The sequence below is a fragment of the Bordetella sp. 2513F2 genome (assembly GCF_054642735.1).
Genome location: NZ_CM137755.1, coordinates 4,335,479 through 4,351,035 on the forward strand (window position 1 = coordinate 4,335,479; position 15,557 = coordinate 4,351,035).

The window sequence follows — 15,557 nt, forward strand, 5'->3', positions numbered from 1 at the left end:
CAAGATCCCATACCCGATGACCCGCCGCCTTTTCTGGCTCCTGGCCTGCGTCCTGCTGTCCCTTGCCACTGCTGCCGCGCGCGCCCAGCCCGCCGGCGCCTTGGGCGAAGACTTCATCTACGTCATCCGGCCCGGCGACACCCTGATCGGCGTGGCGGAAACCTATACAGGGGATCCGTCGAACTGGTCCCGCCTGGGATCCGTGAACCAGGTGGCGGATCCGCAGCGGCTGCCCATTGCCTTGAACCTGCGCATACCGTTCTCGCTGATACCGGAACAGCCGGCGGCGGCCCGCATCGCACACGTGCAGGGCGCCGCCGAGATCGACGGGGCGCCGGCCCGGGTCGGGGCGGCGGTGCCGGAAGGCGCGACGCTGCGCACCGCCGCCGACGGCTTCGTGACGGTGGAACTGGCCGACGGCAGTGCCGTGACGGTGCCGGGCGGCAGCGCCGTGCAGATCGAGCGGCTGCGCGCCTTCGTGCACGGCGGCGGGCTGGGTGACACCATCCTGCGCGTGGGCGAGGGCGCCGTGGAGTCGCAGGTGGCTCCCTCCGGGCAGGGCGTAGGCCGCTTCGAGATCCGTACGCCCGTCGCCGTCACCGGCGTGCGCGGCACGCGCTTCCGCATGCAGGCGGGCGAACGGGGCGCCACCAGCGAAGTCCTGGAAGGCAGCGTACGGCTGCAGCCGGGTGCTGCAAGCGCCGGCCAGCCGGTAACGGTGGCCAGCGGGCATGGCGCCGTCGTGGGCGCCGATGGCGGCCTCATCGGGCTGCGCCCCCTGCTGCCCGCCCCCGAACTCGGCCAGCCTGTCCGCATCGGCGGCGCCTGGACCGTGCCCTTCCCCGCGATACCCGGCGCCGTCAGGTACCGCATCCGCGTGTCCACCGATGCCGACGGCACGCGGCCGGTATCCTCGCGCGAGGTCGACACCCCGGACCAGGTCCAATTTTCGGCCACGGGCACCGGTACGTTCCACGTGAGCATCCAGGGCGTGGACGACGCCGGCCTGGCGGGCCGCTCCGCTACCCGGCCCTTCGACGGCGTACGTGCGCTGATGACGTCGTCCGGCCTCGCCGTGGCCACCGGAACAGGCGGCCTGATCACCCTCGCCGACTACTGACCGGGGGACCGGCAGCCATGGCGTCGACCCGCAGCCAGCGCAGGATCGGCGCCTATTCGGGCCTGCTGGTCACGCTGGTGCTGGGCCTCGTCGCCGCGCTGCTTGGCTCCCTGGGCGGGCTGGGCCGGGCCGACCAGATCCTCTACGACCGCGCCGTTGCCGGGATGAGCCGGCCGGCGGCCGGCGATATCGCCATCATCGTGATCGACGATGCGGCCATCGCGTCCCTGGGCCGCTGGCCCTGGCCCCGCAACGTGCACGCTGCCCTGCTCGACCGGCTCCGCAGCGCACGCGCGGTGGGGCTGGACCTGATTCTCTCCGAACCCGACCGTCAATCTCCGCGCGACGACACCATGCTGGCCGAAGCCATGCGCCGGCATGGCAAGGTGGTCCTGCCGGTGGTGCTGGACAGTCTGCCGCGGGCCAGCAGCGGGGAGTTCCCCCTGCCGGCCCTGGCGGAAGCGGCAGCAGGACTGGGTTTCATCAACATCCTCCCTGACCGCGACGGCGTGGTGCGCGACGTCACCTGGGTGGCGGACGCGGGCGGCCGGACCGTTCCCCACTTCGCCCTGGCCCTGTTGCGTGCCGGCGGCGAAGGAGCCCGGGCCCAGGCCGTGGCCGCTCAAATGACGCAGACGTCCACCCGGGGCATCGCCTACGCCGGTCCGCCCGGGCACTTCCGCATCATCCCGTACCTGCAGGTATTGAACGGCCAGGTGCCGCCCTCGTGGTTCGCGGGCAAGTACGTGCTCGTCGGCTCCTGGGCCACCGGCCTGAGCGACGCCTTTCCCACGCCGGTATCGCACCAGGCCAACGGCATGTCGGGCGTGGAGATCCTGGCGAACCTGGTGCAGGCTGCGCGCCAGGACCGGATGCTGCGCCACGCGTCTGCCTGGCAGAATGCCCTGGCGTGCACCGTGCCCGTCCTGCTGCTGTGCCTGGGCCTGCGCTATGCATCGCCCAGCCTGGCGCTGGGCCTGTCCGTTCTTGCGCTCGCAGCGGTGCTGGGCGGTGCATATCTGGCCCTGCGTTACGCGCAGGTCTGGTTTCCGCCCCTTGCGGCGATGCTGGCCGCCGCGCTGGCCTACCCCCTGTGGAGCTGGCGCAGCCAGGCGGCCGCGCTGCACGAGATGGACCGCGAACTCAGGCGGCTGCGCCGCGAGTACCCCCCCGTGCTGCAGGAGGCCCGCACGAACCGCGTGACGGGACACACGCTGGAAGACCGCCTGCTGGAGCTGCGGCGGGCCCTGGCGCGCGTGCGCAACCTGCGGCGTTTCCTGGAAGACGGCCTGGACGGCATGCCGGACACCACGCTGGTTTTCGATGCCGAGGGACGCCTGCAATTCTCGAACCGTGCGGCGCAACACTATTTCGCCAGCATGGAGGCCGGCCCGTTCGGCATAGGCACGGCGGCCCACGAAGTGCTGCCGTACATCGTATCGGACGATGCGGCACGCGCCGCGGTAAGCCGGGCGCTGCTCGAGCTGCGCCCCGGCATACCCGCCGGCCCGTGGAACGTGGACGTGGAGGTGCGCGACCGCGCGGACCGCCACCTGATGCTGAAGTGCGCGCCGATCCATACGGCGGAAGGCGTCTTCGCCGGCACCGTGCTCACCCTGGCCGACATCACGGCCATCCGGCAGGCCGAGCGCAAGCGCGAGGAAACGCTGCGCTTCGTATCGCACGACATGCGCGCGCCGCAGAACGCCATCCTGGCGCTGGTGGACCTGAACCGCCGGCAGACCGACGCCCAGCGCCAGCACGAGGCCTGGAGCCGGATCGACCAGCTGGCGCACCGCACCTTGCAGCTGGTCGATGACTTCGTGCATCTCACCCGGGCCGAATCCGTGCCCATCGGCCGGGAAGATGTGGACCTGGGCGATACGCTGCTGCAGGCAGCCGACGATTTCTGGGCCCCGGCGCAGGCGCGCCGCATTGCGCTGAACCTGCCTCAGCCCGTGCCCGTGGCCATGGTCCGCGGCGACCAGTCGCTGCTGCTGCGTGCAGTCTGCAATCTGCTGAGCAATGCCATCAAGTACGCGCCGGCCGGCGGCCGGGTGGACGTGGCGTTGCGCGCCGACGGAGGCTGGTGGGAAATCGCCGTCAGCGACGACGGCCCGGGAATCGCCGCTGCGGACATGGATCGGCTGTTCCAGCCCTTCTCGCGCGTGGGCGCCACCGCCAAATCGGACATACACGGCGCCGGGCTCGGATTGGCTTTCGTGCGCACCGTGGTCCAGCGTCACGGCGGCACGATCCAGGTACACAGCGAGCCCGGCCGTGGCGCGACCTTCGTGGTCCGGCTGCCGGCCGGCGATCCGTCGGAGCCGTAGCCGCCGGCCGGGCCCAGGGGCGCGGCGCAATACGGCTTGCCGGTCGACGGCCCCCTAGCGGAACGTATGCGTAATCACGGTGGGCCGGCCGGCGCGCACGGTCAGCGTGGTGCGGTAGGGCGGCAGGGTGGCGTTGCGCACTTCCACCGCATAGCGCCCCGGCGCCAACCGCAGCGTCTTCAACGGCGGGGTGACGCCCCGGTGCTTGCCATCGATCCAGACCTCGCCCCAGGGCGCGATGTCCAGGGCCACCGTGACGAGCGCCGGGGGCGGCGCGTCGGCCCCCGGCCCCTGCCGGGGCTTTTCCTGGGCGGTGGCGGGCGGAAGTCCCGGAGAGTCCGACGCAGGTGCCTGGCCGGCGGGCGGCGTATCCGCACCTGTCGCCGCAGGCTGCGCCGGATCGGCGGCGGAGCCGGGCAAAGCGGGCAGCGCGGGTTCGGCGGCAGGGGGCTGCGTCAGCCCCGGACCGACCTGCGGCACCGGATCAGGGCCCGCGGCCGGCGCAGGCGCCTGCGGCACCGACTCGGATCGCGTGATCACGGCGCTGTCGTCGGTGGACAGGCGGTCCCACCAATACGCGCCCAGCGCCAGGCCGCCGCCGGCCAGCAAGGCCAGCAGCAGCGCCGTGCGCCAGCCCGGACGGCCGGGCTCCGCTTCCACGAGCTGAGGGGGCGGGACCAGCGATACCGGGGACGCAGCCGGCTCCGGCGGCACGGGCGGCGTGGCGGGAAAAGCCAGGATCTCGGCGTATTGCGCCAGCGAGCGCGGCCGGTCGGCAGGGTCCAGTGCCAGGCCCTGGTCGATGGCGGCGAGAAAGGAGCGCTCGTAGCGGTCGTATTTCGGCAGGCCCTGCTCCGCCAGCGGCGCGTAGGTGTCGTGCTCGAGGCGCTCGGCAGCCGAAGGGGGCGGCTTGCCGGCCACCAGCGCATGGGCCACCGCGCTCAGGCCATAGACGTCGCTCCAGGGGCCACGCGCCCAGTGCGCCCCCGCGGCATAGAGCTCCGGCGCCGCGTAGCCCGGCTCGGGAACGGCCGGCTGCGCCCCGCCCTGCACCGGCATCCCGGGCGCCATGAAGTGCGCCCGCCCGGATTCATCCAGCCCGACCGTATGCACGCTGATGTCGCCGCCGATACGGCCCTGCGCATGCAGCGCCTCGAGCTGGGGAACGAGTTCGGCCAGCACACGCTTGATGCGCTGCTGGGGCACGCCTCCGCCTGCCGTGGCGGCGATGGCACTGAGCGGACGATGGGCCAGGGGAGCTGCCCCGGCAAAAGGATTGCGCGGCTTCGGGTAAGCGGACATCAGGTCGACGGACTTTGACGGCATGGCGGCCAGACAACGCAGGGAGCGCCGGACTCCACGCCATAAACGGATATTACCCTCCGGACACGGCCGCTGCCGCGGCACGCGCCGAGCCGGCAAGCTTATACCAAGCCCGGGCGCTGCGTGCGCCGATGCCGGCGCGCCCCCGGGCAGCGATCACACACCCAGGGCGTCCGGGGATGGCGCCATGGCGGGGGCAGCGGCGGCCCCCCGCAGCCCGGCCGCCACGCGCGCCGGCGTGAAAGGCGGCTCGCGCCAGCGCAGTCCCGTGGCGTCGAACAGCGCGTTGGCCACCGCCGCCGGCCCCGGCACCGACGCCGACTCCCCGCCGCCCATGGGCGGCTCGTCCTGGCGCGGCATCAGCACCACCTCGACGTCAGGCACGTCCATGAAGCCGGCGATGGGATAAGCGCCCCATTCCCGGCTGCGCACCCCGTGGCGGTCGAACGTCACGCTCTCCTTCAACACACGGCTCAGCGTCTGGATGACGTTGCCGTGCACCTGGTGGCGCACGCCGTCGGGATTCACCATCATGCCGGTGTCCTGCCCCACCACCACGCGCTCCACCACCACCCGCCCACTTTCCGCGTGCACCCTCAGGTCCACCACCCAGGCCGACCACGCCGCGCCGAAACCGGGAAACTTGCTGTGGACATAGCGTGCGTAGGCCAGGCCGCGGCCGCGCAGCCATCCCTGCGCGTCGGGCCGGCCACGCGCGCCTGCCGCCCCGGTCACCCAGCCTGCCCGCCGGGCCACGGCAGCGACGAGGTCGCGCGCCCGCGGATCGTCGAGATGCCGCAGGCGGAACTGCAGGCGGTCCTCGCCGGCCTGCCCGGCCAGCTCGTCGACGAAGCAATCGTGCGCGAACGAATTGGGCAGGGCCGATACGCCGCGCAGCCAGGCGGCGCGCACGATGGCCGGAACATCGTCGCAGGCGATGCGGCAATGCGCATAGCGATAGGGGGGCACGGCCGTGCGGTCGCCCATTTCCAGGGTGCGCGGCTCGGCGGCAACGACCCCCGTAAGCAGCAGGGCCAGCATGGGGGCGTCGTTGGAGGGATAACGGGTGAGGAAGTCGTAGGCCAGCAGGTTGCCCGCGCCGTCGAGCGCGCCGCGCACGGTGACGAGCTGTGCCGAGCCCTTGGGCTCCCAGGCATGCTCCTGCTCCCGCGTCAGCTGGACCCGCACGGGCGCGCCCACCGCACGCGACAACAGCGCAGCGTCGCCCGCGACGTCGTCGGCGCAATTGCGGCCATAGCAGCCGGCAGCTTCCATCCGCACCACTTCGATACACGACTCCGGCAAGCCGGTGAGCCGGTGCAGGTCGATGCGCAGCATATGCGGATTCTGCGTGCCGGACCACACCGTGAGCGCGTCTGCGCTCCAGTCTGCGAGCGCGCACGAAGGTCCGATCGAGGCGTGCATCTGATAGGGCCAGACGTAGCGCACCGCGTGCACGCCCCGCGGAGCCTGGGCCAACGCGGCCTCGACATCGCCCGACGAGGCCAGGGGCCGGCGGCGGGAATCGATGGCGGCCAGTGCGGTGGCCAGGTCGCCGAGGTCCGGGGCGGGCGGAATCTCGCGCCAGCGCACGCGCAGGGCCCGGGCCGCGCGGGCCGCGACATCCTCGCGCCGGGCCACCACGCCGACGAAGTCGCCATGCACCACGACCTTGACGATGCCAGGCAGGCCTGCGAGCGCGGATTCATCCACCGACAGCAGGCTGCGGCCGATGAAGCCCCCGGCATCCCGGCCTGCATAGGGCGGGCGCACCACCCGACCATGCAGCATGCCGGGCACGCGCATGTCGTGCACATAGGTGAGGCCGCCCGTGACCTTGGCCGGGATGTCCACGCGGGCCACCGGCCGGCCCACGATCCGGTGCTCGGAGGAAGGCTTGACGGCGACCTCCTCGGCCAGCCTCAGCATGGCGCCGCCGCCGGCCAGCAGCGTCCAATAGTCCACCTGCGCACCGTTGGGCGCACGGACGATGCCGTCGTCGACCCGCAGGGCATGGGCCTCGGCGTGCAGCTGCCCGGCAGCCATCCCGAGCAGATGCGCCCGCGCCTGTGCGGCGGCGCGACGCAACGGCACGGCCGCGATCTGGATGCTCGCGCTGGCGATGGTCGGACCCTGGTTGGGCACGGCCTCCGTGTGCCCCAGCACCATCTCCACGCGATCCAGCGCCACGTCGAGCTCTTCCGCAACGATCTGCGCCAGCGCCGTGCGTATGCCGGTGCCCAGGTCCACGTGCCCGTTGAAAGCCAGTACGCGCCCCTGGGCGAGCACCGCCACGAAGATGTCGGGCGTGGGGCGGACATAGTCGGATGCCGCGCCGGGCTGGCCCGGCGCAGGCTTGACCGCCGGCAGGGGATCGCGCACCACCAGCAGCGCGTCCGGCGCGCGCAGCAGCGCCGCATGCCGGGCCTTGTGCATGCTGGGGGTCATCGGGCCGCGTCCATGAGTGTGTGTTCCTGTTGCTGCGTTGAAAGTCGGTCTGCGCAGGTATCGGAGACCTGTCCGTCATCTGTGCGCCTGAGGCGCCAGCGCGTTTCAGGTGCCTGACACCTGCTGGGTTGCGCCGGCCTGTGCCTGCGCATCGAGCACCTTGCCTGCGCGCACCACCTCCACCCCGTCGAGGGCCACCGTGCAGCCGCGCAGCGGGATGTCGATGTGGCAGGCCGTGGTGCGGCTGCCCCCGGCCTCGTTGTTCGGCCCCAGCGAAAACAGGAAATTGCCCTCGTAGGCGCGCGCATCCATGCCGATGGTGGCCTCGCGGTCGTACAGCCCCAGCGTGGACCAGTGCGCCCGCGGCTGCAGCCCCCAGCCGATGTGCGAGATCGCGTAGGCCTCCGGATCGTTGAACGAGGCCATGTACTGGCTGAGCAGCTCGGCGTCCACCCCGCCCTCGATGCGCGTGGCGTAGCCCGCCTGCACCGTGAGCACGATCCGCCCCGTGGTGTACGACTTCTGCGGCAGCAGGATGTCGCCCGCATCGATCACGATGGTGCCGTGGCTGCCGCCCTCGTTGGGCCAGGTCAGCGCAAAGCCGCTGGGCCAGTGGTCCCAGCGCCCGGGCTCGTCGACGAAACCGTACTCGCTGATCGCCGCAAACTCCCCCAGCGCACAGCGCAGGTCCGTGCCCGCGGCCGAGCGCACCGTCATCTCGCGCGCGCCGGCCAGCCGCGCGGCCGCGGCCTTGACCCGCTCGCGGTCGCCCTCGGTGGGCACCAGCCGCGCCAGCACCTCCGGCGGCTCCACCGCCAGCAGGATCTTCGTGCCGCCCTGCAGGATCTCGTGCTGCTCGGGCGAGAACAGCAGCGTCATCAGGTCCAGCACCAGGTCGCTGGCCTTGAGCATGGCGATGGCCGCGGCGTTGCCCGTCAGCGGCGTGGTCCCCAGGTAGGCCAGCGCGTCGCGGCTGAGCGCCTTCTCGCCGTTGACCGGCGGCAGGTCCAGCCGGTTGACGATGGCCCCCTTGGACTGCGCCGCAATCAGCGCCGTGGCCAGCGTCTGCGGATGCGTCGCCGCGCTGGTGAGTATGGTGACGGTCTGCCCCGGCTCCAGCCGGGACAGCGTGAGCACCTGGTTCCAGGCGCGGATCATCTCGAAGTCGCTCACGGGCATGACAGGTCTCCCACAACTGGTGTCTGACACCAGCGTTCAGTCTTTACAGAAATTTCTGTACACCGGTGTCTGACACCAGTGCTCGGTCTGGATTGGAATTCAATGTATACGCTTCATTTTCATCACTATGTGCGGCGCTGGCAATAGGTTCTGTCAGCGCTGCCCCTTGGAAGCCGGATCAAGGGTAAACCCTTAATAAAGATGCTCGGGGGTGGACTATCTCGGTTGCCACACAGCATTTCGCAGCACGGGCTCGAAAACGTCGTTTACGACGAAAATTTGAGTGTGTACACTTTGTTTTAATGAGCGTCCGTCGCGGCGGCTCAGGCTATGCTCCAGGAGACCCATCGTGCAAGGCAAACCCAGAATCGCCATCGTCGGCGCCGGGCTGGGCGGCACAGCCGCCGCGGCGCTCATGGCACGCGCAGGCTTCGACGTCCGCCTCTACGAACAGGCCCCCGCCTTCTCCCGGCTGGGAGCGGGCATACACGTGGGCCCCAACGTCATGAAGATCCTGCGCCGGATCGGCATCGAAGACGCGCTCAACCAGCAGGGGTCGCACCCGGACGCCTGGTACAGCCGCGACTGGCAGACCGGCGACATCCTCGCCCGCATCCCGCTGGGCGACTATGCCGTGTCGCACTACGGCGCCAGCTATCTCACCGTGCACCGGGGCGACTTCCACGCCCTGCTCACGGCCGCCCTGCCTGCCGGCATGCTGCAGTTCGGCAAGCGTCTTTCAGGCGTCGAGGACCGCGGAGACGTCGTGGCGCTGCGCTTCGACGACGGCACCACGGCCGAGGCCGACATCGTCATCGGGGCCGACGGCGTCAACTCCAGGCTGCGCGAACACCTGCTGGGCCCCGAGCCGCCAAAGTACACGGGCTACGTCGGGCACCGCGCCGTGTTCCCCACGCCTCTCGACAGCGGATCGCTGCCCTTCGACATGTGCGTCAAGTGGTGGTCCGACGATCGCCACATGATGGTGTACTACGTCACCAGCAAGCGCGACGAGATCTATTACGTGACCGGCGTGCCCGAAGACAGCTGGGACCTGTCGAACAGCTGGGTGCCCAGCAGCAAGGAAGAAATGCGCGAGGCCTTCGCCGGCTGGCATCCCACGGTGCAGGCCCTCATCGAGAACACCACCGAAGTCTCGAAGTGGCCGCTGCTCGAACGCGACCCCCTGCCGCTCTGGAGCCGCGGCCGCATCGTGCTGCTGGGCGATGCCTGCCACCCCATGAAGCCGCACATGGCGCAAGGCGCGGCCATGGCCATCGAAGATGCGGCCATGCTGGCCCGCGTGTTCCAACAGGTGGGGCTGGACGACCACGCGCTGGCATTCCGCCTCTACGAGGACAACCGCGCCGAGCGCGCCGGCCGCGTGCAGCGCGTCTCGCACGACAACACCTGGCTGCGCACCAACGAGGACCCCGACTGGTGCTTCGGCTACGACGTATTCGAAGTGCCGCTGGTGGAAGGCCGGCGCGCCGCTTGAAAGCTGCGCCGATACGCAAACGCGCCGGGCGCTGCCCATGCGCGCGCCCGGCCGCACAGGCTGCGCCTCAAACGGTGAGATAGGCGCGTCGGACTTCCTCGTTTTCGGCCAGCTCCGCCATGGTGCCGCTGTAGCGGATCTGGCCCTTCTCGAGCACGTAGACCCGGTCGGACACCAGCTCGGCGAAATGCACGTTCTGCTCCGACAGCAGGATGCTGGCCCCCTGCGCCTTGAGCGCGAGGATCATGTGCGCCATCTGCTCCACGATCAGGGGAGCCACGCCTTCGGAGGGCTCGTCGAGCAGCACCAGGAAGGGATTGCCCATCAACGTGCGCGCCACCGTCAGCATCTGCTGCTCGCCGCCGCTCATCTGCCCGCCCGGACGGTCCTGCATCTCCCCCAGGTTCGGGAAAAGGCGATACAACGCCTCGGGACGCCAGTTCGGCGCTTCGCTGCCGTCGGGCCAGCGCCGCGCCGGCTGCCGCCCCACTTCGAGGTTCTCCGTGACGGTGAGGTCGGTGAAGATGCGGCGGTCTTCGGGCACGAAACCCAGCCCCAGGCGCGCGATCTCGTACGGCTGCAGGCCGGCGATGTCGCGACCCATGAATTCCACGTGGCCACGCCGTCTGGCCAGCAGGCCCATGATGGCCTTGAACGTGGTGGATTTGCCCGCGCCGTTGCGGCCCATCAGGGCAACGACCTCGCCACGCCGCACTTCCAGGTCCACGTCGAAGAGGATGTGCGCCGCGCCGTACCAGACGTTCAGGCCGCCTACCCGCAACAGCGGTTGGCTCTGTGCGGACACGGCAGGAGCCGGGGCCGCAGCATGCGGGACGGATTGGTCGACGGCGCTCATGCGGGCGCTCCGGCGGCGGGCTTCTCGAAGGTCTTGCCGGTACCGAAATACACTTCCTGCACCTTGGGATGATTGCGGATATCCTGCGCGCCGCCCTCGGCGATGAGCCGTCCGCGCGCCAGCACGATCATGCGGTCGGCATAGGCGAACACCACGTCCATGCTGTGCTCGGTGAACAGCACCGCCATGCCGCGCTCCACCACCAGGCGCTTGGTGAGCGCCATGAGGGCATTGCGTTCCTGCGGCGCCATGCCGGCGGTGGGTTCGTCCATCAGCAGCAGCTTGGGATCGTTGGCCAGCCCCATGGCGAGCTCGACGCGCTTGACGTCGCCATAGGCCAGCTCGCTGCAGGGGCGGTCGGCCTGCTCGTGCATGCCCACCTGCCCGAGCAGCGCCAGCGCCTCGGCACGGTAGCGCCGGGCCGCCGGACGGCCATAGCGATAGACGCCGTCGCGATGCGATTGCAGCGCCAGCTGGATGTTCTCGGCCACCGTGAGCGAAGCGAAGGTGGCCGCGATCTGGAAGGTGCGGCCCACGCCCAGGCGCCAGATGTCGCGCGGCTTCATGCCGGTCAGCTCGCGGCCTGCCAGCTTCACCGAACCCGAGGTAGGCGCGAGCTGGCCGCCCACCATGTTGAACGTGGTGGACTTGCCCGCGCCATTGGGGCCGATCAGGGCCAGCAGCTCGCCGGCATTCAGGTCGAAGCTGATGCCGTCGACTGCCTTGAGCCCGCCGAAGGCCTTGCTGAGATCACGTACCTGCAGGAGACTCATGCCCGCTTCTCCCGCGCGCCGGCCGCAAAGGCGCCGCCGTTGCGGCCGGCGCGGTGATGGGCCTGCTGCGCCAGCTGCCTGCAGAAGCCCGCGATGCCCTGCGGGAACACCAGCACCAGCAGCAGGATGACGCCCCCGAACAGGGCACGCCAGTATTCCGTGGCCCGCATGACGTAGTCCTGCAGGACATTGAAGGCGGCCGCCCCCACGATGGGCCCCACCAGCGTCTGGATGCCGCCCAGCAGCACCATGACCAGGCCGTCGACCGACTTGCCCACCGCCATCGCGTCGGGGGAGATGCTGCCCTTCGAAAACACGTACAGCGCGCCGGCCAGCCCGGCGAACACGCCCGCCACGACGAAGGCCACCCACTGCACGCGCTTGACGTCGATGCCGATGGCGTCGGCGCGCAGGCTGGAATCGCGTGAGGCGCGCAGGGCATAGCCGAAAGGCGCGAACAGCACGCGACGCAACGCGAGCAGCGACAGCGCCGCCACCACCAGCACCAGGTAATAGAACGCGCTGCCCGAGAGCCAGTCTGCGGGCCAGACGCCGATGATGCCGTTGGAGCCGCCGGTGAAGCCGTCCCACTGGAACACCACCGACCAGACGATCTGCGAGAAGGCCAGCGTGAGCATCGCGAGATAGACGCCCGAGAGCCGCACGCAGAACCAGCCGAACACCAGCGCGCCGACGGCGGCGACCAGCGGCGCAAGAACCAGCGCGGCTTCCATGGGCAGGGCGGCAGCCTTGAGCAACAGCGCCGCCCCGTAGGCCCCCAGACCGAAGTAGGCCGCATGGCCGAACGAATGCATGCCGCCAGGGCCCATGATGAAATGCAGGCTGGCGGCGAACAGCACCGCGATGAGGATGTCCTGGGCCAGCACCACGGCATAGGGCAGCACGTCGCCCAGCAGCGGAAGCACCGCCAGCAGCACGAAGATCACGGCAGCGAAGATCCGGAAGCCCGGCGACGAGAATTGCAGCGGCGCCTCTACCGGGGCGGAATTGCGGCTTGCGCCCTGCGGACGGCCGAACAGGCCCCACGGCCGGAACACGAGCACCAGCGCCATGAACACGAACTCGACCACCAGCGTCAGCTTGGAGAAGGACACTTCCATGCCCAGCAGGGAGACCGTGCCGATGCCTATGCACAGCGCCTTGATCTCGGCGATGATGAGCGCAGCCACATAGGCGCCCGGTATCGAGCCCATGCCGCCCACCACCACCACCACGAAGGCGTCGCCTATGGTGCGCAGGTCCAGCCCCAGGCTGGCCGGCTCGCGCGGCAGCTGCAGAGCGCCGCCCAGGCCCGCCAGCATGGCCCCCAGCGCGAACACGCCGGTGAACAGCCAGGCCTGGTTCACGCCCAGCGCGCCGAGCATCTCGCGGTCCTGGGTGGCGGCCCGCACCAGCGTGCCCCAGCGCGTACGCGTGAGCAGCAGCCACAGCAGGCCCAGCACGGCCGGGCCGATGACGATGAGCACCAGGTTGTAGACCGGATACTGCCGCCCCAGCAGCGTGACGGCGCCTGACAGGCCGGGCGCCCGCCGCCCGAGCAGGTCTTCGGCGCCCCAGATCCACAGGGCCGCATCGTTGATCACCAGGACCAGCGCGAACGTGGCCAGCAGCTGGAACAGCTCCGGGGCCCGGTATATGCGCCGCAGCAGCACGACCTCGATGGCCGCTCCCAGCGCGCCGACCGCCAGCGCGGCCGCCAGCAGGCCGAACCAGAAACCCGGGGCGCTGCCGCCGATGCGCTCGACCACCGTATACGCCACATAGACGCCCAGCATGTAGAGCGAACCGTGCGCGAAGTTGACGATGCGCGTCACGCCGAAGATCAGCGAGAGGCCGGCCGCCACCAGGAACAGCGATGACGCCTCGGCCAGCCCGTTGAGCAGCTGCACCAAGAAACCCGTGAAATCCATGACTCCAGCACCCGTAGAAGAGTATGCGCCGGGCGCGGGCTCAGTCGGCGGGACGCAGCTTGCGCACCACGTCGTCGGGCGGCATGGCCTTGGCCCCGTCGACGTAATAGATGTCGGTCATGATGCCCTTGCCGTCCTGCAGGCCCAGCTTGCCGACGTACGCCCCCATGGTGGATTGATGGTCGAGCGCGCGATATTCGATCTCGCCGAAGGGTATGGTGAGCTTCAGCCCCGCGAACGCCTTGATGAGCGCTTCGGTTTCGACGGAGCCCGCCGCCTTCATGCCGGCTGCCAGCGATTTGATGGCGCTGTAGCCCACCACCGAACCCAGCCGGGGGTAATCGTCGAACTTGGCCTGGTAGGCCTTGAGGAAGGCCTGGTGCGCGGGCGTGTCGATGAACTGCCACGGATAACCCGTGACGATCCAGCCCTGCGGCGTTTCGTCGCGCAGCGGATCCAGGTACTCGGGCTCGCCGCTCAGCACGCTGACCACCGGCATGTTCTGGAACAGCCCGCGCGTGGTGCCTTCGCGCACGAACTTCGCCAGGTCGGCGGCGAACAGCACGTTGAAGATGGCATCGGGTTTGGCATCGGCCAGCGCCTGCGCCACGCTGCCTGCATCGACCTTGCCCAGGGGCGGCGCCTGCTCGACCACGAATTCCACGTCGGGCTGGCCCGCCTTCATCAGGGTCTTGAAGGTGTCGACCGCCGACTGGCCGTATTCGTAGTTGGGATACACGATGGCCCAGCGTTTCTTCTTCAGCTTGAGCGCCTCGGGCACGAGCATGGCCACCTGCATGTAGGTCGACGTGCGCAGCCGGTAGGTATAGCGGTTGCCGTTGGCCCACACGATCTTGTCGGTGAGCGGCTCGCTGGCCAGGAAGAACACCTTCTTCTGCTTGGCGAAGTCGGTGAGGGCCAGCCCGATGTGCGACAGGAACGAGCCCGTGAGCACGTCCACCCGTTCGCGCGACACCAGCTCCTCGGCCGCCCGCACGGCCTCGCCCGGATTGGCGTTGTCGTCGCGCGTGATGAGCTCGAGCTGCTTGCCGTTGACCCCGCCCGCGGCATTGACTTCGTCGACCGCGAGCTGCATGCCCTTCTTGTATGGATCGAGGAATGCCGGCTGGGCCTTGTAGCTGTTGATCTCACCGATCTTGATGGTGCCCTGCGCGCCTGCCGAGGCGGCCAGCGCTGCCAGGCACATCGCGCCCAGCAGCTGGACGTAGCGCTTGCAACCCTTCATCGATTTCCCCTTGAATGACCGCCCGGCCGAACGCCGGAACGAAGCGCCGGACCCGGCTGTGCGGCCCCGACAATAAAAGCGTACACACTCGAATCGCGCCTGTAAATGCAGGCTAGCCATGAGTAAGACTAACGCATTGGAATCCGGAATGGCCAGTCCTACGGGATTACCCGGGTTCGTCCCAATACCAGTGCATTGAGGCTTGCCTGAATGCACCATTCCCACCCATCGCCAGGCCGCTCCCGGCACACCGGCCGCACGCCGCACGGCAGCGGCAATTCGAGCGATGACGCTTGATCTTCCCGCCATGCCGGCGCCTATCGCCCGGCCTCGTCGGCGCTGGCGTCCTCGTCTGCGCCGCACATCTTGCGCAGCAGATACAACATGGCCACCCGCTCGGCCGGATTGAGCTCGCCGAAGGTGCTCTCGGTGATCTGCAGCGCGAAGGGCACCATCTGCCGCACCAGGTTCAGGCCGGCGTCGGTGAGATCCACCAGCACCTTGCGGCGATCCGCAGGATCATGCGAGACGGTGATGAGCGCACGCGACTTCAGGCGTTCGATCACGCCTCTCACGGTGGCCTGGTCTATGGCCGTGTGCTTGACGATCTCGATCAGCGAGCACGCGCCGCGGTCGCGCACCGCGCACAGCACCACGAACTGCGCCGCCGTGAGCTGCGAATCGGGAATGGTCTGCTGGAAGATGGCGACGTGGCGCTGGTAGGCGCGACGCAGCAGGTGGCCGACCTGCTCGGAAAACTGGTAGTCGGGCGCGGGCGTGGCGGGACGTTTGGCGGCTTTCGTCATGGTCGGGAGCGTCGTGGAGAGTCGGTGCACGGCACGCCCGGCGC

General features: G+C 69.8%; 11 protein-coding genes. 3 read left to right on the forward strand and 8 right to left on the reverse strand.

The genetic code is table 11. The annotated features are described in order from the left end of the window. Positions 1–16: 16 nt before the first annotated feature. Together ACYBYQ_RS20560 and ACYBYQ_RS20565 are read left to right on the forward strand one after the other, a co-directional pair. Complete coding sequence (locus tag ACYBYQ_RS20560; RefSeq protein ID WP_459616267.1) at positions 17–1,120, forward strand: FecR family protein; 1,104 nt, start codon at positions 17–19, stop codon at positions 1,118–1,120. Between the two features lie 17 nt (positions 1,121–1,137). Continuing rightward, complete coding sequence (locus ACYBYQ_RS20565; RefSeq protein WP_459616268.1) at positions 1,138–3,453, forward strand: CHASE2 domain-containing protein; 2,316 nt, start codon at positions 1,138–1,140, stop codon at positions 3,451–3,453. Between the two features lie 54 nt (positions 3,454–3,507). Here ACYBYQ_RS20565 and ACYBYQ_RS20570 read toward each other — a convergent pair whose 3' ends face one another. From ACYBYQ_RS20570 to ACYBYQ_RS20580, 3 genes are all read right to left on the reverse strand, one after another. Next, positions 3,508–4,755: a serine/threonine-protein kinase gene (locus ACYBYQ_RS20570; protein WP_459616269.1), complete on the reverse strand. Its 1,248-nt coding sequence runs from the start codon at positions 4,753–4,755 to the stop codon at positions 3,508–3,510. A 177-nt stretch (positions 4,756–4,932) separates the two neighbouring features. Then, positions 4,933–7,224: a xanthine dehydrogenase family protein molybdopterin-binding subunit gene (locus ACYBYQ_RS20575; protein ID WP_459616270.1), complete on the reverse strand. Its 2,292-nt coding sequence runs from the start codon at positions 7,222–7,224 to the stop codon at positions 4,933–4,935. A gap of 105 nt (positions 7,225–7,329) precedes the next feature. Beyond that, entirely contained in the window at positions 7,330–8,403 is a 1,074-nt protein-coding gene (locus ACYBYQ_RS20580; RefSeq protein WP_459616271.1) for a 2,5-dihydroxypyridine 5,6-dioxygenase NicX family protein, read from the reverse strand. A gap of 349 nt (positions 8,404–8,752) precedes the next feature. On the opposite strand from ACYBYQ_RS20580, the gene ACYBYQ_RS20585 reads away from it, so the two are divergent. After that, on the forward strand, positions 8,753–9,901 hold the full coding sequence (locus tag ACYBYQ_RS20585; RefSeq protein WP_459616272.1) for an FAD-dependent monooxygenase: 1,149 nt from the start codon (positions 8,753–8,755) through the stop codon (positions 9,899–9,901). 67 nt (positions 9,902–9,968) lie between these two features. Here ACYBYQ_RS20585 and ACYBYQ_RS20590 read toward each other — a convergent pair whose 3' ends face one another. The 5 genes from ACYBYQ_RS20590 to ACYBYQ_RS20610 form a co-directional block, all read right to left on the reverse strand. Next, positions 9,969–10,757, reverse strand: coding sequence for an ABC transporter ATP-binding protein (locus ACYBYQ_RS20590; RefSeq protein WP_459616273.1), 789 nt, complete (start codon positions 10,755–10,757; stop codon positions 9,969–9,971). Further along, a complete protein-coding gene (locus tag ACYBYQ_RS20595) occupies positions 10,754–11,530 on the reverse strand; it encodes an ABC transporter ATP-binding protein (RefSeq protein WP_459616274.1) in 777 nt (258 codons plus the stop codon). The genes ACYBYQ_RS20590 and ACYBYQ_RS20595 overlap by 4 nt, the downstream gene beginning before the upstream one ends. Beyond that, on the reverse strand, positions 11,527–13,461 hold the full coding sequence (locus tag ACYBYQ_RS20600) for an ABC transporter permease (RefSeq protein WP_459616275.1): 1,935 nt from the start codon (positions 13,459–13,461) through the stop codon (positions 11,527–11,529). The genes ACYBYQ_RS20595 and ACYBYQ_RS20600 overlap by 4 nt, the downstream gene beginning before the upstream one ends. A 40-nt stretch (positions 13,462–13,501) precedes the next feature. Continuing rightward, positions 13,502–14,707 carry an ABC transporter substrate-binding protein gene (locus ACYBYQ_RS20605; protein WP_459616276.1) on the reverse strand — a complete coding sequence of 402 codons (1,206 nt, stop codon included), beginning with the start codon at positions 14,705–14,707 and terminating at the stop codon, positions 13,502–13,504. A 317-nt stretch (positions 14,708–15,024) separates the two neighbouring features. Further along, a complete protein-coding gene (locus ACYBYQ_RS20610; protein WP_459616277.1) occupies positions 15,025–15,513 on the reverse strand; it encodes a MarR family winged helix-turn-helix transcriptional regulator in 489 nt (162 codons plus the stop codon). Positions 15,514–15,557 lie beyond the last annotated feature (44 nt).